The sequence below is a fragment of the Neptunitalea lumnitzerae genome (assembly GCF_027924185.1).
In the GTDB taxonomy this organism is placed as follows: Bacteria; Bacteroidota; Bacteroidia; order Flavobacteriales; family Flavobacteriaceae; genus Neptunitalea; species Neptunitalea lumnitzerae.
Window position 1 is genome coordinate 89,299 of record NZ_BRVO01000004.1, and the last position, 21,679, is coordinate 110,977.

At 34.3% G+C, this 21,679-nt stretch carries 21 protein-coding genes; 10 read left to right on the plus strand and 11 right to left on the minus strand.

All coding sequences use genetic code 11. From position 1 onward, the window contains the following. Positions 1 to 84: 84 nt before the first annotated feature. On the plus strand, positions 85 to 1,152 hold the full coding sequence (locus Y10_RS15210; RefSeq protein ID WP_281766271.1) for a serine hydrolase domain-containing protein: 1,068 nt from the start codon (positions 85 to 87) through the stop codon (positions 1,150 to 1,152). Between the two features lie 9 nt (positions 1,153 to 1,161). On the opposite strand, the gene Y10_RS15215 is transcribed toward Y10_RS15210, so the two are convergent. From Y10_RS15215 to Y10_RS15250, 8 genes are all read right to left on the minus strand, one after another. Then, positions 1,162 to 1,905 carry a CPBP family intramembrane glutamic endopeptidase gene (locus Y10_RS15215; RefSeq protein ID WP_281766272.1) on the minus strand — a complete coding sequence of 248 codons (744 nt, stop codon included), beginning with the start codon at positions 1,903 to 1,905 and terminating at the stop codon, positions 1,162 to 1,164. A 135-nt stretch (positions 1,906 to 2,040) separates the two neighbouring features. Next, positions 2,041 to 3,276: an ATP-dependent Clp protease ATP-binding subunit ClpX gene (clpX, locus tag Y10_RS15220; RefSeq protein WP_281766273.1), complete on the minus strand. Its 1,236-nt coding sequence runs from the start codon at positions 3,274 to 3,276 to the stop codon at positions 2,041 to 2,043. Between the two features lie 10 nt (positions 3,277 to 3,286). After that, the gene (gene clpP / locus Y10_RS15225; protein WP_281766274.1) at positions 3,287 to 3,961 is read right to left on the minus strand and encodes an ATP-dependent Clp endopeptidase proteolytic subunit ClpP; all 675 of its coding nucleotides are present in this window, start codon (positions 3,959 to 3,961) and stop codon (positions 3,287 to 3,289) included. Positions 3,962 to 4,038: 77 nt separating this feature from the next. Next, on the minus strand, positions 4,039 to 5,358 hold the full coding sequence (gene tig, locus Y10_RS15230) for a trigger factor (RefSeq protein WP_281766275.1): 1,320 nt from the start codon (positions 5,356 to 5,358) through the stop codon (positions 4,039 to 4,041). A gap of 91 nt (positions 5,359 to 5,449) precedes the next feature. After that, entirely contained in the window at positions 5,450 to 5,797 is a 348-nt protein-coding gene (locus tag Y10_RS15235) for a phage holin family protein (protein ID WP_281766276.1), read from the minus strand. A gap of 86 nt (positions 5,798 to 5,883) precedes the next feature. Further along, positions 5,884 to 7,368 carry an SGNH/GDSL hydrolase family protein gene (locus tag Y10_RS15240; protein ID WP_281766277.1) on the minus strand — a complete coding sequence of 495 codons (1,485 nt, stop codon included), beginning with the start codon at positions 7,366 to 7,368 and terminating at the stop codon, positions 5,884 to 5,886. A gap of 115 nt (positions 7,369 to 7,483) precedes the next feature. Then, positions 7,484 to 8,254 carry an alpha/beta fold hydrolase gene (locus Y10_RS15245; RefSeq protein ID WP_281766278.1) on the minus strand — a complete coding sequence of 257 codons (771 nt, stop codon included), beginning with the start codon at positions 8,252 to 8,254 and terminating at the stop codon, positions 7,484 to 7,486. Continuing rightward, on the minus strand, positions 8,254 to 8,967 hold the full coding sequence (locus tag Y10_RS15250; RefSeq protein WP_281766279.1) for a pyridoxine 5'-phosphate synthase: 714 nt from the start codon (positions 8,965 to 8,967) through the stop codon (positions 8,254 to 8,256). The genes Y10_RS15245 and Y10_RS15250 overlap by 1 nt, the downstream gene beginning before the upstream one ends. 95 nt (positions 8,968 to 9,062) lie before the next feature. On the opposite strand from Y10_RS15250, the gene Y10_RS15255 reads away from it, so the two are divergent. From Y10_RS15255 to murI, 8 genes are all read left to right on the plus strand, one after another. Continuing rightward, entirely contained in the window at positions 9,063 to 9,719 is a 657-nt protein-coding gene (locus Y10_RS15255; protein WP_281766280.1) for a CBS domain-containing protein, read from the plus strand. A gap of 25 nt (positions 9,720 to 9,744) precedes the next feature. Continuing rightward, positions 9,745 to 10,635, plus strand: a complete 891-nt coding sequence (locus tag Y10_RS15260) for an NAD kinase (protein ID WP_281766281.1) — start codon at positions 9,745 to 9,747, stop codon at positions 10,633 to 10,635. A gap of 99 nt (positions 10,636 to 10,734) precedes the next feature. After that, on the plus strand, positions 10,735 to 11,418 hold the full coding sequence (gene porG / locus Y10_RS15265) for a type IX secretion system protein PorG (protein WP_281766282.1): 684 nt from the start codon (positions 10,735 to 10,737) through the stop codon (positions 11,416 to 11,418). A gap of 31 nt (positions 11,419 to 11,449) precedes the next feature. Beyond that, positions 11,450 to 12,211: an isoprenyl transferase gene (locus tag Y10_RS15270; RefSeq protein WP_281766283.1), complete on the plus strand. Its 762-nt coding sequence runs from the start codon at positions 11,450 to 11,452 to the stop codon at positions 12,209 to 12,211. Beyond that, positions 12,201 to 14,753, plus strand: a complete 2,553-nt coding sequence (gene bamA, locus Y10_RS15275) for an outer membrane protein assembly factor BamA (protein ID WP_281766284.1) — start codon at positions 12,201 to 12,203, stop codon at positions 14,751 to 14,753. Before Y10_RS15270 ends, bamA begins: the two co-directional genes overlap by 11 nt. Before the next feature lie 74 nt (positions 14,754 to 14,827). Next, a complete protein-coding gene (locus tag Y10_RS15280) occupies positions 14,828 to 15,586 on the plus strand; it encodes an OmpH family outer membrane protein (RefSeq protein ID WP_281766285.1) in 759 nt (252 codons plus the stop codon). Between the two features lie 25 nt (positions 15,587 to 15,611). Beyond that, the gene (locus tag Y10_RS15285) at positions 15,612 to 16,142 is read left to right on the plus strand and encodes an OmpH family outer membrane protein (RefSeq protein ID WP_281766286.1); all 531 of its coding nucleotides are present in this window, start codon (positions 15,612 to 15,614) and stop codon (positions 16,140 to 16,142) included. Positions 16,143 to 16,208: 66 nt separating this feature from the next. Continuing rightward, complete coding sequence (murI, locus tag Y10_RS15290; protein ID WP_281766287.1) at positions 16,209 to 16,994, plus strand: glutamate racemase; 786 nt, start codon at positions 16,209 to 16,211, stop codon at positions 16,992 to 16,994. 1 nt (position 16,995) lies between these two features. Here murI and Y10_RS15295 read toward each other — a convergent pair whose 3' ends face one another. The 3 genes from Y10_RS15295 to Y10_RS15305 are packed head-to-tail and all read right to left on the minus strand — an operon-like array spanning position 16,996 to position 20,447. Continuing rightward, positions 16,996 to 17,517 (minus strand): gamma carbonic anhydrase family protein, encoded by a 522-nt coding sequence (locus Y10_RS15295; protein ID WP_281766288.1) that lies wholly within the window; start codon positions 17,515 to 17,517, stop codon positions 16,996 to 16,998. 12 nt (positions 17,518 to 17,529) lie between these two features. Further along, positions 17,530 to 18,261, minus strand: coding sequence for a LytR/AlgR family response regulator transcription factor (locus Y10_RS15300; protein ID WP_281766289.1), 732 nt, complete (start codon positions 18,259 to 18,261; stop codon positions 17,530 to 17,532). Between the two features lie 2 nt (positions 18,262 to 18,263). Then, on the minus strand, positions 18,264 to 20,447 hold the full coding sequence (locus Y10_RS15305) for a tetratricopeptide repeat-containing sensor histidine kinase (RefSeq protein ID WP_281766290.1): 2,184 nt from the start codon (positions 20,445 to 20,447) through the stop codon (positions 18,264 to 18,266). A gap of 203 nt (positions 20,448 to 20,650) precedes the next feature. Between Y10_RS15305 and Y10_RS15310 the strand changes: the two genes are divergently transcribed. Next, the gene (locus tag Y10_RS15310) at positions 20,651 to 21,658 is read left to right on the plus strand and encodes an SIMPL domain-containing protein (RefSeq protein WP_281766291.1); all 1,008 of its coding nucleotides are present in this window, start codon (positions 20,651 to 20,653) and stop codon (positions 21,656 to 21,658) included. The last annotated feature ends 21 nt before the right edge of the window (positions 21,659 to 21,679 follow it).

The window sequence follows — 21,679 nt, forward strand, 5'->3', positions numbered from 1 at the left end:
AGTGCAAAAGTACAATATTAATTCTATCTATCTAATTGTTTAGTATATTAGATGCTTCAGATTTATAGCTTAAACACCATTATTATGCTTAGGTACTTACTTATTCCATTTCTATGTGTAGCTTTATGTAGTTGTACATCAGAAGATACTACCCCCGTAGAACAACCTGTTACGGAAAATTGGTACTACCCTCCAAATAATTCAAGTGAATGGACTACTACAAGCATTGAAGAAGCCGGATGGAATAGCGCTAAACTAGCCGATTTACTCGCATTTCTAGAGGATAAAAACACCAAATCATTCATCATATTGAAAAATGGAAATATTGTAGTAGAGCATTATTTTGATGATTTTGACGAGTCTTCTATTTGGTATTGGGCTTCTGCAGGTAAAACTTTAACAAGCACCGTAACTGGTATTGCACAAGACGAAGGTTACCTTACTATTGAAACCCCTGTGAACAACTACCTTGGTAACTGGACTAGTTTACCTCAAGAAAAAGAAAATCTTATACAGTGCAAACACCTGCTAACTATGACCAGCGGTATAGACGACTCCCTAGGTGATGATGTGAGCCCTGAAAACCTGCACTATCTTTCTGATGCAGGTAGCAGATGGGCATACCATAATGTATATGTAAAAACACAAGATGTAGTAGCGAATGCTACCAACCAGAGCTGGAATACATATTTCAACCAAAAATTACGTAACCCTATTGGTATGACGGGAGCATGGACCAACCTAAACAATCTTAATGTGTATTGGAGTAATACTAGGAGCATGGCTAGGTTTGGGCTTTTAATTGCTGCCAATGGAAATTGGAACGGAACTCAAATTATTTCTGAATCGTACTTAAACGAAGCTACCAATACGTCTCAAAATATCAATGACGCTTATGGTTACTTATGGTGGTTAAACGGCAAAAACTCCTATCACTTACCACAATCTCAATTAGAATATTCTGGGTCTCTGATACCCGAAGCCCCATCTGATATGTTTGCAGCCTTAGGTAAAAACGACCAAAAGATTTACATTGTACCTAGTGAAAAACTAGTAATTATTAGAATGGGCGAATCTGCAGACGGTGATAACTTTGCCCTCTCTGATTTTGATAACTTACTTTGGGAAAAAATCAATGCGTTTATGGAGTAACGAACGCACTTATAGTAGATAGAAAATACTGTAAATCATTCCAAGATTAAATCCGGAATGACATAACACTGCACCCCAAATAGAACCTGTAAGCTGTTTCATTTTAAAGAAAAGTAGACTCACCAAAAACATACTACTTACCCAAAGCAAGGTTGGCACAAAATAGAAATCCCATCCCCCAGCAATAAACACCAAGCCAAAATGCGATATATGTGTTATAGCAAAAGCCGCACTATCTATAAACGATGCTTTTCTATCTCCCACAGATTTTGCAAAACTAAAATGCACAATTCCCCTAAAAAATAACTCTTCACCAATTGGGCTAAATATCATACCCGTAATTGCCATAATAATAAACATGGTTCTTTTAGCATCGGCAGTTATGTTTTCGGGGATGGCGTAAGACTTACCAATGTATTCATACCAATTCTCATAAGAACCTCCATATAATAAATCACCTATAAAGTACAGCACTACACTAAATACAATACCTGCCAATAAAGCAAGTAACAAAGTAAAAATGCTTTTAGGCGTTCTCAACCCTATGTTCTTAGTTCCGTTTCTATTCAGAAAAATGAATGGTACAATAGCCGAAAGAAACATCACCATACCAATTACTCCGTAGTTGCCTTGCTCATTTGCTTGTAATACTAGGAAAAACCTTGGCACACACAAAAGCACCACTAAAAACAATCCAAACTTCCAGTGTAAACTAAAATACTTCCTCCAAAATTTTCGTAAGTTATTATCCATGGTTGGTTGTTGTTATCGCTTAGAGACATGAGATTATATACAATTCTCCCTCAGTAAAACCTTCACATAAATGTATAAAAAAACCCATGATAAAATATCATGGGTTTTATATTTATAGCGTATATAAATTATATTTTAAGAAGCTGCCTTAAGGGTACTAATAGTAGCTTTATTCAACATATCTTTCGCGTATTGCTTAGACACATGGAATGCATGCACCTCCTCGTCACTTGGCAACTGGAACATAGCATCTGTTAAGATAGCTTCACATAAAGAACGAAGTCCTCTAGCCCCTAACTTATACTCAATAGCCTTTTTCACAATATAATCAAGTGCATCGTCTGAAACTGTTAGCTCTATGTTATCCATAGCAAACAACTTCTCGTATTGCTTAATTATAGCATTTTTAGGCTCGGTAAGTATAGAACGTAGTGTAACCTCATCTAAAGGATTCATATATGTTAACACCGGTAAACGACCAATAATTTCAGGAATTAAACCAAAATCTTTTAAGTCTTTAGGTATCACATACTGCAATAAATTCTCTTTATCTATAATCTTACCAGATGAACTAGAACTATAACCAACCGCTTGCATATTTAAACGTCTGGTAATAATTCGTTCAATACCATCAAAAGCACCACCGGCAATAAACAGAATATTTTCTGTATTTACCTCTATAAACTTCTGATCAGGGTGCTTTCTACCACCTTTTGGCGGAACATTAACCACAGTACCTTCTAATAATTTAAGAAGTGCCTGCTGAACCCCTTCACCAGATACATCTCTGGTAATAGACGGATTATCACTTTTACGAGCAATTTTATCTATTTCGTCAATAAATACAATTCCTCTTTCTGCTTTTTCTAAATCGTAATCGGCAGCTTGCAACAAACGAGTTAAGATGCTTTCTACATCTTCTCCTACATACCCTGCTTCTGTTAAAACAGTAGCATCTACAATAGCCAACGGCACGTTTAACATTTTAGCAATGGTTTTTGCTATTAATGTTTTACCAGTACCTGTTTGCCCCACCATTACAATGTTACTTTTTTGAATTTCTACATCGTCTTCAGTAGAAGTTTGTAACAAACGCTTATAGTGGTTGTATACTGCTACAGACATCACCTTCTTGGTACTGTCTTGCCCAATTACAAATCCATCTAAAAAATCTTTAATTTCTCTAGGCTTCTTCAACTCAAGTTCCGCCGACAAATCTTTTGATCTGGATTGTTTAGATTCTTCCAGAACAATACCATGCGCTTGCTCAATACATCTGTCGCAGATGTGAGCATCTAATCCGGCAATCAATAAATTTGTTTCCGGCTTCTTTCTACCACAAAAGGAACATTCTAACTCTTCTCTCGCCATTCAAAAATTTTTATTTTCTAGTTAAAACCTCATCAATCATACCATAATCTTTCGCTTCCTGAGCTTTCATCCAGTAATCTCTATCAGAGTCGTCACTTACTTTATCAAATGACTGCCCTGAATGGTTAGCGATAATTTGGTATAATTCTTCTTTTAATTTTAAAATCTCTCTTGCTGTAATTTCTATATCACTCGCCTGTCCTTGAGCCCCACCAAGTGGTTGGTGAATCATTACTCTAGAGTGTGGTAATGCAGAACGTTTACCATCGGCACCTGCACATAATAATACAGCACCCATAGAAGCCGCCATACCTGTACAGATAGTAGCTACATCTGGCTGAATAAATTGCATTGTATCGTAAATACCTAAACCTGCATACACCCCTCCACCAGGAGAGTTAATATAAATTTGAATATCCTTAGAAGCATCTAAACTTGTTAAAAATAACAACTGTGCTTGCACTATGTTAGCAATTTGATCGTCAATTCCAGTACCTAAAAAGATGATTCTATCCATCATTAATCGAGAGAACACATCCATTTGGGTTACGTTTAACTGACGCTCCTCCATAATATAAGGAGTCATACCAACAGGATTCATTTTACTTACAATCTTATCATAGTACATATTATTTATACCATGATGCTGGGTAGCATATTTCTTAAATTCTTTCTTGAAATTCATAATCATTTATTAAAAAAGGCGTTAATCCTATCGAGTAAGATTAACGCCTAAAGATAGGTATTTATTTTTTAACAAACTTATGAATAAGCCTCTTTAACGAAGTCTTCGTAAGTTACCTCTTTAACTGTTAAATTTGCGTTATCTTTAAAGAAAGTAATCATCTTTTGACTCATTACCTGATCTGAAAGACGTTTTACTTCTTCTTGGTTAGACATAATACGCATAGTAATATTCTCAACTTCTTCATCAGAAGGGTCTAATTGACCAAATTGAGCCATTTGCGCTTTAATGTATGTTTTAGCAAATTCTTTTAACTCGTCAAAAGTAACTTGTAAATTGTTTTCAGTAATAATTTTACCTTCAATCAATTGGTAACGAAGTCCTTTTTCAGACTTTTCATATTCTGCTTTTGCTTCTTCTTCTGTCATTGGATTTTCACCTGCAGTTTGAATCCATTTAACTAAAAACTCAGCTGGTAAATCAAACTTAGCGTTTTCAATTAAAGTTTCAGTAACATCATTTAAAAGCTTTTGGTCAGATTGCTGAACAAATTGTTTTTCAGCATCTTCTTTAATTTTAGCTTTCATTTCTTCTTCTGAAGTAACATTACCTTCACCAAATAATTTATCAAATAACTCTTGGTTTAATTCAGCTAAATCACGTGTGTTAGACTCTTCAATAGTAGCAGTAACTTCAATATCTAAACCATGAGCATCGTCATGAGACACTTTTAAAACTTCCATTAAATCATGGTCGTCTTCAAATAAACCTTTAGTAGAAAGGGTTACTGTTTCACCTATTTTAGTACCTAATAATTTCTCAGCAGCCTCTTCGCTCTTAATTTTATCAAAAGTAAAAGTTGCTTTGTTGTTTATTTCTTTTTCCTCGTTTACAAAAGTAGCAGTGATTTCTGCATCTTTAATAACCTCTTTATGACCAACTAATTTTCCAAATTGTTTTTGGATACGCTCCACTTGTCCATTAAGCATTTCTTCATCTGCAACAATGTTGTAATGCGTAATAGCATCTTTACCAAAATCTATATCAAAAGAAGGCGCAAGACCAAGCTCAAACTTAAAGGTTAATTCTTCAGCATCCCAATCAAACTCATCTTGAGCCATTGGTAATGGGTTTCCTAAAACATCAAGCTTCTCTTCTGTAAGATAGTTATTAAGAGCTTCTTGTAACATTTTGTTCACCTCATCTAATAACACAGCTTTCCCATATTGCTTTTTAACAAGCCCCATAGGAACGTGTCCTTTTCTAAAACCTGGGATATTAGCAGTCTTACGGTAATTTTCTAATGTAGTATCTACTTTCTCGCTATAATCTTCCTTAGATAATGCAACTGTTACAATTGCATTTAAATCATCTACTTGCTCTTTTGTAATATTCATTATATATACTATAAAAATTGGGTTGCAAAATTAATACTTTTTACCAACCCAACCAAGTTTTTAATAAGCTGTATTTCACAAAGTTAATTTATCAACATTTTTCATCGTCCAATCCTGAATTTAAAAGCGATTGTAAGAACGATAACAACAGACTAAAAATTAATGCCCACCAAAAACCGTCTACCGCAAAACCATCTACAAGACCATCGGCAAACAAAATGATAAAAGCATTAATAACCAGCAAGAAAATACCCAATGTTAAAATAGTTATAGGTAGCGTTAAAATAACCAATACAGGTTTTACCACAATATTTAACAAACCTATGATAGTCGCCACAATAACTGCTGCTAGATAATTAGATACGTGAACACCCGGAAGTATATACGACAGAAACAATACTGCCACTGCCGATAATAATATTCTAATAAGTATTTTCATCTTTTTATTGTAAAAATAAAAAAGGAGCTGCATGGAACCAACATGCAACCCCTTTTTTGGGAATTATTTAATACAAAAACTCAAAACTATTCCAAATACAAAGCGGTATAGTCTATCGGGTTTACCCCCGGAAGATCTGAACCGTACGTAGCGTTAATTGCCGCTATAAACTCATTAGCCAAATACGCATACCCTCTGGAAGAAGGATGTACTCCATCTAATGAAAAAGCACCTCCTGTAGCGTATGTACTAGTTAACGTAGAACCATTCACAGTAATACCTCCATTAGCCAACATATCCATTACTCCTTCTACATCTACCATAGCCAAACCATAGTTAGTAGCTAAAGCGTCAATGGTTGCATTAAACGAAGTTTGAGCTGTAGCAACCATTTGCTGCTCTTGAGGCGTTAACACCCACTGATCTGACAAGGGTACTGACACTCCATTTATAAGTGTTGGATCTTCATTAACAGTAGTACCTATAATATTTTGTGCAGTTAACACAATTAAATCATTAGCCGTGGTTAATCTATAATTAGGAATACCATATGCTGTTAAATCAGTTAAATCTTCATCTTCTATCAACATAGCATTACTAGCACCTTCTGAATACACTATGGTACGCGCATTCATTTCATCCATTGTTATAAACCCATAACTCTGCATTTGCTGTAAACCTGCATTATAATTTGCAAAGGCCGCATTTAACATACCCGCTGTTGTAGCATCTAACGGCACAGGATTATAAGGTACTGTTGTAAAATATGGTATGGTAGTTATATCTGGTATATTAGCTACCACCCCCTTAGCTCCGCCAGAAGTAAGTATTTGCAATAACCCATTGTATACTGCCGCAAAAACGTTAGGATCTGTAATATCATTACTTCCGTAAGTGGTCGGGTCTAAATTCCCCGCTTGGTTTTCTCCAGCTCCCCCAGCTATAGCATAACTTAAAATATCGTTATTCCCAATCCATAAACTAAAAAAGGTAGGACTTTGCGCCATGGCGTCTGCCATAATAGAAGCATTCGCAGAAGATGCGAATCTAACAAAATACGGATTAGCAGTTCCGTTTAAAAGACCTCCAACATTTCCATAACCTTCCACTCCTAAATGAAAAATTTTAGCTCCTGGAACCCCCATATTATTAAAACCTCCTGATAGCACACTTGAAACTTCAGTACTTGGCATACCTGAAACATTCACAGGAGCAGGACTACCACTTGCAAAAGATAAAATTAAACGGTTATCTAGTATTTGCTGACCACCAAGTGTCATTCCACCAAGATTGTCACTCACTAAAGGCTGTGTAAATTCACCTCCACCAACTAGCGAGAATTGCTCTGATAATATATACGGTAAGGAAGCTTCTTGACCCTGTAATGACAAAGCTCCGTCTGAATACCCTGCTGTTAAAGAATTTCCTAAAGCCACAAAAGTACTAAAGTCTGCACTTCCGTTGGTATACACCACTTCTTCTTCATCATCCACCATCATAGCATCATCTGAAGAACACCCCATCATCAATAGCCCTAAAAGCAAAATGCTATAAGTAAAACTGTATTTCATCTTTTATAATTATTTGATTACTCCAAAAATAATATAAAATATGAATTTATCAATTTTTTATTGCAAAAATTACATAATTAATAATTATACAGTTTTAAAATAGCATTCTAACTCTTTATGCTTTTAAGAAAGCAACGGACTTCTCAAAAAACTCTTTCGGATTCTCTGCATGCAACCAATGCCCAGAATTACTAACAGTTTCTATTATACTATGAGGAAAATGTCTCTTAATCAATGTTTCATCTGAAGGCATTACATATTCAGATTTATCACCTCTTAAAAACAACACATCTCCTTCATATGATGTAAAATCTGGCAGCGCCTCACCTATTTCAGCGCCTTTGGTTCTCAACACCTCTAAGTTAAACCTAAAACCAAGCTTCTCTTTTTCTACCCAGTACAAGTTTTTTAACAAAAACTGACGTGTACCCCAATCAAAAATATATTTAGACAACGCATCATCAGCTTCTCTTCTATTTTTAATTACATCAAAATCTAACGATGAGAGGCCATTTAAAATAATTTCGTGATGTGGTGGATAGAATTTAGGCCCTATATCTGCTACAATTAATTTCTTAACTATATCCGGATAGGTTACCGCAAACAACATAGCTGTTTTCCCCCCCATAGAATGCCCCAGAATAATAACATCTTTCAACTGCTTTTCGGCAATATACGCGTTCAAGTCTTCAACAAGTACTTCATAGTTAAAAGTTTCATCATGAAAACTTCTACCATGGTTACGCTGATCTACCAAATGCACCTGATAACCTTGCTCGGCATAACCTCCAGCCATAGTTTTCCAGTTATCAGACATCCCTAAAAACCCGTGAAGTATAATCAAAGGAGTACCTTCTCCTATTATTTTAGAATATAAATGTGGCATTATTTCAATTTATTCAAGTAAAGATTTACAACATTCTCAATCCCTAAATATAAAGATTCTGCAATTAATGCATGCCCTATAGACACCTCTAATAAATTAGGTATATTCTCTTTAAAATATTTTATATTCTCCAAACTTAAATCATGCCCTGCATTAATACCCAACCCTACTTCATTGGCTTTAATAGCAGCTTTCACAAATGGCTCAACACCTTTCAAATCACCTTGCTCATAAGCACTCGCATAAGATTCTGTATACAACTCTACCCTATCTGTACCAGTAGCTACCGCAGCCTCTACCATACGCTCATCTGCATCTACAAATACCGATGTTCTAATACCATTTCTTTTAAACTCTGCAATAACATCAACCAAAAAATCTTTGTGTTTTATAGTATCCCATCCAGCGTTAGAAGTTATTGCATCCTCTGCATCTGGCACCAAAGTAACCTGTGTTGGCTTTACTTCTAAAACCAAATCCATAAAACTTTTTATCGGGTTACCTTCTATATTATATTCGGTATACACAACCTCTTTAAGATCACGTGCATCTTGATACCTAATATGACGCTCATCCGGCCTTGGATGAATGGTAACTCCATGCGCCCCAAACTTTTGTACGTCTTTAGCCACCTTTAATACACTTGGTACATCTCCCCCTCTTGAATTTCTAAGAGTTGCTATTTTATTAATATTTACACTTAATTTAGTCATGATTAATATTTTTTCTTTAAGTCTGCAAAAATACGAACAACATAATGCTATTATGTAGACTAAAATTACTATTTTTCGGGCTAATTAGCATACTTATGGAAATCACATCGTACATAAACATTGATTTTCAACCCGTTGGATTAAATGATAGTATAAAAAAGGTTTGCTCCATCTTTGAAAAATCAACGTATAGCCATTTACCGATTATTGAAGATAAAACTCTGATTGGTAATATTGCAGAAGATGACTGTAAAAGTTTTGATAACAATAATAGCGTAGAAACCTACACTTATTTATATAATGCTTTTTTTGTTAAAAAAAGCACCAACTGGCTAGACGTTTTGGAAGCATTTGCGCAAAATGAGAGTAATATTATGCCTGTTTTAGACGAGCATAACGAATATATTGGATTTTATGAGTTAAATGATATTCTAACTTTTTTCAATGAGACTCCATTCCTGAATGAATTAGGAGACACTATTGTAGTTGAAAAAAACCGTAAAGATTATTCATTTAGTGAAATTGCTCAGATAATAGAAAGTAATAATGGAAAACTACTAGGTGCCTTTGTTTCTGAAATGAAGGACAACTTAGTACAAATTACCATTAAAACTACTACTGGAGCTCTGAACGAAATTTTACAGACATTCAGAAGATACAATTATGAGATTATTTTAGGTAGTGAGGAAGACACCTATTTAAACGAGTTAAAAGACAGATCAAACTATTTGAATAAATATTTGAATATTTAATTTAATAATAAACCCCCAAACAACCATGAAAATTGGAATTTATGGACAATATTACCATGATAATTCTGCTACTTATGTAGCCGAACTTCTGGAAATACTAGAACATAAAAACGTGGACTTTATTATTAAAGAAGACTACCTACAGCTTTTACGTCAAGAAATAACGCTAGAGAAAAACTACCAAACATTTAATACCCATGCCGAACTTGACGACACTTTTGACCTAATTATAACCATAGGGGGTGACGGAACTATACTGAGAGCCATCACTTTAATTAGAGATTTAGGCATTCCTATATTAGGAATAAACACTGGTAGACTAGGATTTTTAGCTACCGTTCAAAAAACGGAAATCAAAGACACTATTGATCAAATTTTAAATAAAGAATTCAAGGTTGAAAGTAGAACACTTTTAGAACTAACTACCAACAACGACGAATTACTCATTGCAGATGATGTTTTAAATTTTGCTTTGAACGAAATTACCATAAGCAGAAAAAACACCACCTCTATGATTACCATCTCTACCTATTTAAATAATGAATACCTTACATCTTATTGGGCAGACGGATTGATTATCTCTACCCCAACAGGATCTACAGGATATTCACTAAGCTGTGGAGGTCCCGTGATTATGCCACACGCAAAAAACCTTGTATTAACACCTATAGCTCCGCATAATTTAAATGCAAGACCGTTGGTTATACCAGACGATATGGAAATTCAACTACAGGTTTCAGGTAGAGAAACATCTTTTTTAGCATCATTAGACTCTAGACTATTAACTATAAATCAGAATACAATTATAAAAATTAAAAAAAGTCCTTTTAAAATTAAATTAGTAGAATTGTACTCTGAAAGCTTTTTAAAAACAATAAGAAAAAAACTACTATGGGGAGAAGACAAAAGAAATTAATCACATAATACTAATTACATATTACGCCCGTTAAATCATTAAACTTAATTATTCTAAAATACACAACTTTAAATTTATATATTTGCAAACTTTTAAATTATGAGGGGATTATTTATTACATTATTACTTTGTTGTGGCTCTTTCCTTGTATCTCAAGGACAGACTCATGAAGTTGGAGCATTTGTAGGACTTAGCGGTTTTACCGGTGACGTTGGAGAGTTGAGTTATTTCAACCCAAAGAACCCGGCAATAGGAGCCATTTATCGCTATAGCCCACATCCTAGGTACGCACTTAGAGGATCTGTAATTCTAACCAAATTAGAAGGAGACGATTTAGATTCTGGTCACATCTCTAGAAACAGTAGAGGCTATAATTTCCAGAACAACATTATTGAAATTAATGCTAATTTCGAGTTTAACTTCTTAGAATTTGAACCAGATGATACAGAAGTACACGTAACACCATATTTAGGAGCAGGTTTAGCCTATTTTTTAATGGACTATAACTATTACAACGGAACCAACCCTACTGCTGTAAGCAATCAAAGAAATGGAGATGTTGCTTTACCTTTTACATTAGGGGTTAAAAGCAACGTAAGTCCAGGTTTTATTTTAGGACTAGAACTTGCTGGAAGATATACCTTCTCAGATAGTATTGACGGTAGCGGACATAAATACAATCCTTTTGGAAATGTAAACAGCAACGACTGGTATTTCTTTTACGGATTAACAGCTACTTTTACATTAGGAAACAACTACAAAAATTGTCGTTGTCCTTTCTAAACAGTAAATTGCACACGTTTACTTTAATTACATGAAATTAAGAGATCAAATACATAATAAAAGTTTACCTAAGCACATTGCCATTATCATGGACGGTAATGGCAGATGGGCTAAGGCTAAAGGTAAAATTAGAGTGTTTGGTCACGAGCATGGTACAAAAGCCGTAAAAGCAACCGTGACAGCCTGCGCTGAGCTTGGAATTAAAAATCTTACCCTGTTCGCATTCTCTACCGAAAATTGGAACCGACCAAAATTAGAAGTGAATGCACTGATGAAAATTTTAGTTTCATCACTTAAAAAAGAAACAACCACTTTTCTCGAAAACAATATAAAATTGAACGTTATTGGTAATACTGACGATTTACCAAAAAACGCAAAATCCGAACTTTTTGACGTAATTAACAAAACCAAAGACAATGATGGACTTGTTTTAACGTTAGCTTTAAGTTATGGAGCAAGAGAAGAAATAAGAAACGCCGTAAAACAAATAGCCTCTAAAGTTAAAAATAACTTAATTTCTTTGGAAAGCATTGACGATTTGGTGATTAATAAGCATCTTTACACGCATGATTTACACGATGTAGACTTACTTATAAGAACCAGTGGAGAATGTAGAATTAGTAATTTTTTACTATGGCAAATTGCCTATGCCGAATTGTATTTTACAGATACACTTTGGCCAGATTTTAGAGAAAACGATTTGTTTGAAGCAATAATAAATTACCAGAAAAGAGAACGAAGATTTGGAAAAACTAGCGAACAAATTTGCAGGCCGATGCAAGATGCAACCTAAACTAACAAAAATTTTATTTGCACTTTGCGTTTTATTTATCAGTTCATATTCAGTAGCGCAAGAAGAAAATGACATTATAAAAAATGGTAAAGTGTATACCCTTGGTGGTATAGACGTAACAGGATTAAAAAGTTTTAACAAACAAACCGTTGTTACCACAACTGGCCTTAGAATAGGTCAGGAGATTTCTTTTCCTAGCACTGAAATTAGCGATGTTATTAAAAAATTAATTGGTTACGACCTTTTTAGCGATGTAAAAGTATACGCCGCTACTGAAGGAGACCAAGTATTTCTTACCATTGACCTTAAAGAATTACCTGCTTTATCAGACTTCAAAATTGTAGGTATTAAGGACAGAAAAAAAGAAGATATTATTAAGGATACTGAACTAAAAAAAGGTAAAAAAGTTACCGAGAGTTTCCTTGTTAATACCAAAAACTACCTTGTTAAAAAATACAAAGACGATGGCTTTAACAATGCCAAAGTTACCATTACTACAAGAGTAGATACTACAGAAGCCAATGCCGTAAAAATGTTAATTAACATTGATAAAGGTGATAAGGTTAAAGTAAAAGATATTCAAATTGTAGGCAACGAAAAGCTTTCTGACAAAAAGATCAAGAAAGCTATGAAAAATACAAAAGAGCGTTTCTTCTTAAGATTCTGGAAAAAATCTAAATTTATTCCTGAAAATTACGAAGAGGATTTAGCTAACATTATTAGCAAATACGCTGAAAAAGGTTATAGAGATGCTCGAATTATTTCAGACTCTATTATTCATAATGAAGACAATTCCTTATCATTAAAAATAAATGTACAGGAAGGTGAAAAATACTATTTCGGAGATATAGACTTTGTTGGTAACAATGTATACTCTGACGAAACATTAAGAAAAGTGTTAGGTATTAAAAAAGGAGACACTTATAACGGAGTACTTCTTAAAAAACGTATTGCAGATGCAACTGACCCAGATGCAGACGACATTACTAACCTATACCAAAATAGTGGTTACTTATTCTCTAACGTAAATGCAGTAGAAATTTCTGCTAAGAATGACACTATTGACTTTGAAATTAGAATTATTGAAGGTAAGCCTGCTTATTTTAATCACGTAACAGTTGTTGGTAATGATAGAACTAATGACCACGTAATATATCGTGAACTTAGAACAAGACCAGGAGAATTGTACCAAAAAACAAATATTATCCGTACCATTCGTGAGTTAAGCCAGTTAGGCTTCTTCGATCCGGAAACTATTAAACCAAACATTAAAAACCCTGACGCAAATGCAGGTACTGTAGATGTTGAGTATTATTTAGAAGAAAAAGGTTCTAGCCAGGTTCAGCTACAAGGTGGATATGGTGGAGGTGGTTTCATTGGTACCTTAGGACTATCTTTTAACAACTTCTCGCTACGTAACATTTTTAATAAAAAAGCATACCGCCCATTACCTATGGGAGACGGACAAAGTTTAGCATTACGTTTACAAGCTAGTAGATTTTACCAGACCTACAGCTTCTCATTTGCTGAACCATGGTTAGGTGGTAAAGAACCAAAACAATTCTCGGTTTCTTTTAATCACACCATTCAGTATGCTACTTCATATAACAACGGTTATTATACAGGTAATGTAGATAGAAGCAGAAGATTCCTTATCTCAGGTGTTTCTGTTGGATTAGCAAAACGTTTAAAAGTGCCAGATGATTATTTCTATTTCTCGCAAGCGTTAAGTTTTCAACACTACAACCTTAAAAACTATACTACCTCTTTATTTACTTTTGGAGACGGGTTCTCTAACTCTTTAGCTTACACTGTAGGTTTATCAAGAAAATCATCAGGACCTAACCCTATCTTCCCTACAACGGGGTCAGACTTTAGCGTTTCTGCTAAGGTTACGTTCCCTTACTCATTAGTAGACGGAACTGATTGGGATGCTCTTAAAGAAGAAAGAGATGAATTAATTGAAAGTGGAGATGACGCAGATAGAATTAGTGAAATTGACCAACAACGTTTTGAATGGTTAGAATTCTACAAAGTAAAATTCTCTGGTAACTGGTACACCACACTTCCAAAGAAATTTGTACTTAAAACAGGAGCAGAATTTGGTTTCTTAGGAAGCTATAACAGCTCAAGAGGTTTAGTACCATTTGAAAGATTCTTTGTTGGTGGTGATGGTATGGCTAACTACACCTTAGACGGTAGAGAAAACATACAGTTAAGAGGTTACCCTAACCAAAGTTTATCATCTGCAGACGGGTCTGTAATTTATAACAAGTTCTCTCTTGAACTACGTTACCCTATTACCTTAGGAAATTCAGCCTCTATTTATGGTTTAACCTTCTTAGAAGGTGGAGCGGCTTTCGATGAATTTAGAGATTACAATCCGTTCCAATTAAAAAGATCTGCTGGTGTAGGTTTACGTATTTTCATGCCTGCTTTCGGATTATTAGGAATTGACTTTGGATATGGATTTGACGCAATCGACGGTACCAATCAAGCCAACGGATGGGAAACACATTTCGTAATTGGACAACAGTTTTAAAAGTTTGGCATGATTTTTAATTATCTATTTATAGCGTAAAACAAATTATAGCTTTTGAATCTAAAAATCACAGTATGAAAATTAAGTTTCTTGCAATTATAGCTATCTTTTTTAGCGCAACCTTTTTAGCGTCTGCACAACGCGGACTAAGAATAGGCTACGTTGACATGAAGTTTATTTTGCAAAACGTTCAAGAATACCAAACAGCCACCAAACAGCTTAACGATAAAGCTATGAAGTGGAAGAAGGAAATGGACAAAATGCAAAATGAAATTGATAAAATGAGAGCGGAGTTAAATGCCGAAAGAGTTTTATTAACCAAAGAATTAATTGAAGAACGAGAAGAAGATATTCAGATTTTAGAAGATGAACTTATAGATTATCAGCAGCAACGTTTTGGACCTGAAGGGGACTTAATGTTACAAAAACAAAACTTAGTTCAGCCAATACAAGACCAGGTTTTTAGTTCGGTACAAGAAATTGGAAAAAGCAGAAAGTTTGATTTTGTATTTGACAAGTCTTCAGATTTTATGATGTTGTATGCCGACAAAAAATACGACATTAGCGACATAGTACTAGCTTCTATCAACAGAGCAGAAAAAATTCAAGCTAGGGAAAAAGCTTTAGACGAATTTGAAAAACAGACTGACCCTGTTTTACAAGAACGTGAAAAGAAACTAGAAGAAAAACGTAAGGCACTTGAAGAAAAGAAAGCTGCCAGACAAAAAGCATACGAAGAGAAAAGAAGAAAATTATTAGAAGAAAGAGAAGCCAGGCTTAAAGAAAAAGAACAAAAAGAAACTGACGCCGAGCCTGTAGACGAAGAAGAATAAATAAGAAAATTTAAAAACTTAAAAAATGAAAAGCATTAAAAAACTTGTATTATCATTATTATTAATTGTTGGGGGAATGGCATTCTCAAATGCTCAGTCTAAAGTTGCACACATCAACATTCAACAATTGATGACAGAAATGCCTGAGTTCAAAACTGCTCAAGCAGAACTTAAAAAATTAGAGGCTACTTATTCTCAAGACATTCAAGATTCACAAAAAGAATTACAAGCACAAGCGAAAGCTTTTGAACAAGAAACAGCAACCTTAACAGATGCTGAAATTGAAGCTCGTAAAGAAGAATTTGAGAAAAAAGCTCAAAAATTACAAACTATGGGCGCTTACATTCAAGAAGCTCAAAATACCGCAGTGCAAGACCTTCAAAAAAAGAGACAAGAAAAACTAATGCCTATTCTTACCAAAGTACAAGAAGCTCTTGAAAAAGTAGCTGCAGCACAAGGGTATGACTATGTACTAGATAATTCTCAAGGAGGACAAGTTCTTGTTGCTAGAGGTAAAGACCTTACAGAAGATGTAAAAAAGGAACTTGGTATATAAGTAAATATAAAATACTAAATATTAAAAACTGCCCCTACTTAGAGGGCAGTTTTTTATTTTTGTACTATGAGTTCACAACCCATTGGCTTTTTTGATTCAGGTATTGGTGGCATCACCATTTGGAAAGAAGTAACAACACTCTTACCTAACGAAAACACTATATACCTTGCTGATAGTAAAAATGCTCCCTACGGTGAAAAACCAAAAGAGGACATTTTAAGACTTTCTATTAAAAACACCGAATACTTACTTAACAAAGGCTGCAAGCTTATTGTGGTAGCTTGTAACACTGCAACTACTAATGCCATTGATTACCTCAGAACACATTACAACGTGCCTTTTATTGGCATAGAACCCGCTATTAAACCAGCGGCGCTACAAACAAAAACCAACTCAGTGGGTATATTAGCTACTAAAGGAACCCTAGCCAGCAGTTTATTTAGTAAAACCTCCGCATTATATGCTAGCAACATAAAGGTAACAGAACAGGTTGGTATTGGACTGGTAGACCTTATAGAGCAAGGAAAACTAAATTCTCCTGAAATGACCTCCTTATTACGTACCTATATTGCACCAATGGTAGCTGCAGATATAGACTACCTAGTACTAGGTTGCACTCACTACCCTTTCTTAATTGAGCAGTTAAGAACCATGTTACCAGAAACTGTAACTATTATTGACTCTGGTAAGGCAATTGCCAAACAAACACAACATATACTAACTGCTAACCACATAGAAAATACTACTAACAAAATAGCAACACATAGCATTGCTACCAATTATAAACCTGAAATTTTACAGCAGTTTTTAGGTGATGATGCATCCTTAAAAGCTAGTTACCTCAATTTTTAGGCTATTTCTCTTCATCCTTAAACCAACCAGAATACTTTACGTAATTGTTAGCTATACGGTCAATTTCTCCACTTATTAATTCTTGGCTAATATCTTTTACCTTTTTAGCAGGTACACCTGCATAAATACTACCTGCCTCTACCCTAGTGTTCTTTGTTAGAACTGCTCCAGCCGCAATAATAGAATTACTCTCTATAACACAATCATCCATCACAATACTACCCATACCTATTAACACATTATCATGTATAGTACAACCATGTACTAAAGCATTATGCCCTATAGAAACATTATTACCAATGGTAGTAGGCGACTTTTGATAAGTAGCATGAATAACAGCACCATCTTGAACATTCACTTTGTCTCCCATTTTAATATAGTGCACATCTCCTCTTAAAACAGCATTAAACCATACACTACACTGTTTACCCATACTCACCTCTCCAACAATAGTAGCATTAGGTGCTATGTAACAATCTTCTCCAATCTCAGGAGTATTCCCATTAACTTTTTGTATAATCATGGTATTATAATTTTAATTAAAATAAGCAAGCAAGTCAGCCTTCTTGGCAGCAGAAACCATTACTTCGTAATTGTTATCTAGCACCACACTACCTCCCTTACCTTTTTTATATTTAACAATTTTTGAAACATTCACTAAATAAGATTTGTGCACCCTAGCAAAGTCATAATCTACCAACAACCCTTCAAAATACTTAAGCGTTTTACTCACCAACATTTTCTTATGCTCAAAATACACCTCTGTATAATTGTCATCTGCTTTACAAAAATAAATATCACTCACATTAATAACTTCAAACCCATCTTGCACCGGAATGGTAATTTTACCATTTACATTAGACACTTTAGGAGTTAAAACCGTATTATATAATTGTTGCTCTTTAACCTTAACATCAGTGATATATGCTACCGCTTTAATCAACTCGTCAATATCAATAGGTTTCATTAAATAATAAGCTGCATGCTGATTCAAGGCATCTATTGCATAATGGTTGTAAGCCGTAACAAAAATTACTTCAAACTCTCTATCTGGCAACTTATCCAACAAGTCAAAAGCATTACCATAAGGCATCTCTACATCCAAAAAAATAAAATCAGGCTGATATTTTTCTATGGCTACCAAGCCCTCTTTAATATTTGAAGCCTCTGACACTATAGTAACATTATCACAATATTTTGCCGTATAGTTTCGTAAAATATCTCTACTTACCGCTTCATCTTCTATAATTATAGCTTTCAATTGCATAGCTAATTCGGTTTTAAAATTACAGTAACTCTAGTACCAGTTTCAACTCCTTCAATATCTTCAATCATTACACTCACAATATCTTTATACATAGTATTTAAAATTTGAATACGTCTGTCTATGTTACCCATTGCCTTAGATGTTTTCTTCTTCTGATGTTCAGTTTTAAGAGCCTTAGACTGTTTTCTACCAATACCATTATCTAGTATTTCAATTTTAATAGAAGCATCCTCATTTTTTACTATTTGAATTCTTAACAAACCTTTTGTATCTCTATACCTAAGTCCATGCCAAATAGCATTTTCTACATACGGTTGCAACAACATTGGAGGTATCTGATAATTATCGGTATCTATAGTTTCATCCAAATCAAATTCAAAATCAAATTTATCTGTAAACCTAGAATGCTCTAGTTTCACATACAGCTTTAATAACTCTACCTCTTTAGAAAAAGGAATAACATCTTCTTCTGAGTTTTCTAAAACACTCCTCATCAAAGAAGAAAACTGACTTAAAAATCGGTTTGCATTACGTTCATCATTTGTAGCTATGTAATGATTAACAGAGTTTAATGCATTAAATATAAAATGAGGATTCATTTGAGATCTCAAAGATTTTAAAGCCAACAGATTATTGGTTATTTTCTGTTGTTTATTATTTCTAAAAAAGAAATACGCTGTTAAAGCTAAAAGAGTTAATCCTATTATTAGAAGATAAATTGTTAACTGCTTTTTATGATTACTTTCTACAGTTAATTGTTGATTTTTTATAGCCAATGCCATTTTACTACGCTGTAACTCACGGTCGTTTTCTAAGCTTTTAATACGGGCCTGCTTAGTTGCTATGTCATTTCTAAAGCGATTGGCTTGCGAAATCTGCTGCTCCTTTTTTCTATACAAAGTATCTACTAAGGCAACATAACTTTGGTAAGACTCTAAAGCCTTCTTAAAATCACCAACCGTACGGTACAATTCAGACAACTTACGCGTGGCATCTTTCTCCACCACAATATCCTTCTGTTCACTGGCCTGTTTAATACTTTCCTTTAAATAGGGAATAGCCAATGTAAAAGCATTTTTAGAAATATAAGCACGTGCAATTTTGTAGTTCATTTTTTGCAATGAAATAGAATCTAACACCAAACTATCATTTGCTACCAGCGATTCCATTTTCTTTAAATTCTCTTGCCTAATTTCAATTTCTTTATCGTACAACTGATTTGCATTATAAAAATCAGCTGTATTCTCACTTGCCTTTAAAACATCAAACTCACTTCTAGAATTTTCTTTAGCAATAACTACAGAGCCATTTAAATACCCCAGTGCATTACTATTGTCTCCTATAGCAGCATAAGACTCTCCTAACTTAGCACTTATAGCTACCGCTAGCTCATCGTTAGATTTTACAGCTAAATCTAACGCCTTTTTACGATACTCAATAGATTTATCAATTTCTTCAAGCTGAACTAAAGCCTCCGCCAAAGAATTTAGAACCTCCACCCTAGAATGATCATCTTTCCAGGTAGTGTCTAGTAGCTTTGTAAAAACATCTTTAGCCTCTGCGTATTGCTTATTTTTTAAATAAGCCTTTCCTAGTTTTAAAGACAATTCAGCATTTGAGGCACCACCTATTGCATTTTTATAATTAGAAACAGCCAAATCAAACTGTTTCCAATACATATAAACATCTCCTAAAAGCTCATAGGAAGCCATACGCTCCTTCTCATACTCATCTAGCTGAAGTAACCTCAAAGACTTCTCAATAGCCGTTAAACTCTTCTCTATAGATGTTTTCTTATACATCTTAGCACTATCTAGTAAACTAGTATGCATTTGCTTTACTTCTTTACTATTATTAGGCACGTAAAATCCTCTTACTAATACCTCTACATCATCATTACTAGTCAGCGTATGGTACACAGGTACAATATCTAAACCGGTAATAACCAATTCATCTCCCACTTTAGCCCTAATAGAAAATTTACCCAGCTCATCGGTATACTCAGGCAAACCACCACCAACAACATATACCTCAATATCTCTTATAGGTTTTTTACTTTCAAAATCTTTCACCACCCCCTTTAAATTAAAGGTAGTTTTAGATTTATCCTTATTTTTTGTCTTAGCCTCTTGGGAATACCCTAAAAAACTAAACACCATAAAAAATATTAAAATTAGCTGCTTCATTACATTTCTTAAGAACTATAAACTTACATGGAAAATCTTATATAATAAAATGATAAAAGTCTAGTAACAGCTATTAAACCACTAAAAAAGTATCGGTTACTCAACCATACATGGGCAATACTAAATAACACCCCTACTACACTCATTCTAATTTTCATTTAGAAAATGTTTACCTCAAATTACAGATTTAAAACTATAACATTATGAAACACGTATTTCTTTCAGTAGTAGTATTACTCATTAGCATCCAAGCACAAGCACAAGTAAAAGGTAACGCCAATTACCAACCCAACCCTAATCTTGTATCTAGAGCTAACCTAGCCACTACACAAGGCTACCTCCAAAAGCAAGTGGCAACACAAAACTTATTCAACAATCCCACATCTAGCAACATAAGCATTACCACAAATGCACTTTGCAACGTGAAAGCAGCCAAGTATGTTGCAGTATTTAATATTTCGCAAGTAGGCAAAACAACGGAACAAACCAACAAATTACTATATGATAGAATAAACGCTATTAAGAACACCCTATTTGAAAAAGGGGTTTCAGAAGAAGACATAGTTACCGATGTAATATCGTTTATCCCGAATTACGAAGTTACTGTAGAAAAAAAGTTATTTAGTAAAAAATATGTTGAAATACCAACAGGGTTTGAGCTACAAGTTAACCTACACATAGGTTTTAAAAACATAGCTTTATTTGAAGACATATTAACTTCTTGCGCCGCAAACGAAGTTTACAACTTAGTTAAGGTTGACTACGTAATAGACAATATTGAAAATATTTATAAAACACTACAAGAAAAAATAATAACCTCAGTGAAGTCAAAAAAAGAATATTACAACTCACTAGGTATTACACTGGACAATTATAATATTGAGTATGCAGAACAGAAGTACTGCTATACACCAAAAGATTTTTACCAAAGCTTTCAGGCTTTTAACAGTATCAGTATGGAAGCCATAACAAAATCAAATGGTATTACACAGGCTAAAAAACAAACCTCTTACTATTACCAGCCGCTAGAAAACAACCAGTTTGATATTGTTATAAACCCAACCATTATAGAGCCTGTAATACAAGTAGTATTAAGCACTCATATAAAATATACTCCTAAACCCAAAGATGTAAGCACACCAGAAAAGCAATACATACTAATTTCACCAACCGGAGAAATAGCTACCAAAACTATTGACCCTACCATGTAAACAAAAAAAAGAGGGGTTAAA

What these genes read in the sequence shown, in the direction of transcription:
- murI (WP_281766287.1), top strand. Translation starts at nt 16,209, where the DNA reads ATGAGTTCACAACCCATTGGCTTTTTTGATTCAGGTATTGGTGGCATC.
- Y10_RS15240 (WP_281766277.1), bottom strand. Translation starts at nt 7,368, where the DNA reads ATGAAATACAGTTTTACTTATAGCATTTTGCTTTTAGGGCTATTGATG.
- porG (WP_281766282.1), top strand. Translation starts at nt 10,735, where the DNA reads ATGAGGGGATTATTTATTACATTATTACTTTGTTGTGGCTCTTTCCTT.
- Y10_RS15305 (WP_281766290.1), bottom strand. Translation starts at nt 20,447, where the DNA reads ATGAAGCAGCTAATTTTAATATTTTTTATGGTGTTTAGTTTTTTAGGG.
- Y10_RS15245 (WP_281766278.1), bottom strand. Translation starts at nt 8,254, where the DNA reads ATGCCACATTTATATTCTAAAATAATAGGAGAAGGTACTCCTTTGATT.
- Y10_RS15300 (WP_281766289.1), bottom strand. Translation starts at nt 18,261, where the DNA reads ATGCAATTGAAAGCTATAATTATAGAAGATGAAGCGGTAAGTAGAGAT.
- Y10_RS15310 (WP_281766291.1), top strand. Translation starts at nt 20,651, where the DNA reads ATGAAACACGTATTTCTTTCAGTAGTAGTATTACTCATTAGCATCCAA.
- Y10_RS15210 (WP_281766271.1), top strand. Translation starts at nt 85, where the DNA reads ATGCTTAGGTACTTACTTATTCCATTTCTATGTGTAGCTTTATGTAGT.
- bamA (WP_281766284.1), top strand. Translation starts at nt 12,201, where the DNA reads ATGCAACCTAAACTAACAAAAATTTTATTTGCACTTTGCGTTTTATTT.
- Y10_RS15295 (WP_281766288.1), bottom strand. Translation starts at nt 17,517, where the DNA reads ATGATTATACAAAAAGTTAATGGGAATACTCCTGAGATTGGAGAAGAT.
- Y10_RS15280 (WP_281766285.1), top strand. Translation starts at nt 14,828, where the DNA reads ATGAAAATTAAGTTTCTTGCAATTATAGCTATCTTTTTTAGCGCAACC.
- Y10_RS15270 (WP_281766283.1), top strand. Translation starts at nt 11,450, where the DNA reads ATGAAATTAAGAGATCAAATACATAATAAAAGTTTACCTAAGCACATT.
- tig (WP_281766275.1), bottom strand. Translation starts at nt 5,358, where the DNA reads ATGAATATTACAAAAGAGCAAGTAGATGATTTAAATGCAATTGTAACA.
- Y10_RS15260 (WP_281766281.1), top strand. Translation starts at nt 9,745, where the DNA reads ATGAAAATTGGAATTTATGGACAATATTACCATGATAATTCTGCTACT.
- Y10_RS15250 (WP_281766279.1), bottom strand. Translation starts at nt 8,967, where the DNA reads ATGACTAAATTAAGTGTAAATATTAATAAAATAGCAACTCTTAGAAAT.
- Y10_RS15235 (WP_281766276.1), bottom strand. Translation starts at nt 5,797, where the DNA reads ATGAAAATACTTATTAGAATATTATTATCGGCAGTGGCAGTATTGTTT.
- clpX (WP_281766273.1), bottom strand. Translation starts at nt 3,276, where the DNA reads ATGGCGAGAGAAGAGTTAGAATGTTCCTTTTGTGGTAGAAAGAAGCCG.
- clpP (WP_281766274.1), bottom strand. Translation starts at nt 3,961, where the DNA reads ATGAATTTCAAGAAAGAATTTAAGAAATATGCTACCCAGCATCATGGT.
- Y10_RS15255 (WP_281766280.1), top strand. Translation starts at nt 9,063, where the DNA reads ATGGAAATCACATCGTACATAAACATTGATTTTCAACCCGTTGGATTA.
- Y10_RS15215 (WP_281766272.1), bottom strand. Translation starts at nt 1,905, where the DNA reads ATGGATAATAACTTACGAAAATTTTGGAGGAAGTATTTTAGTTTACAC.
- Y10_RS15285 (WP_281766286.1), top strand. Translation starts at nt 15,612, where the DNA reads ATGAAAAGCATTAAAAAACTTGTATTATCATTATTATTAATTGTTGGG.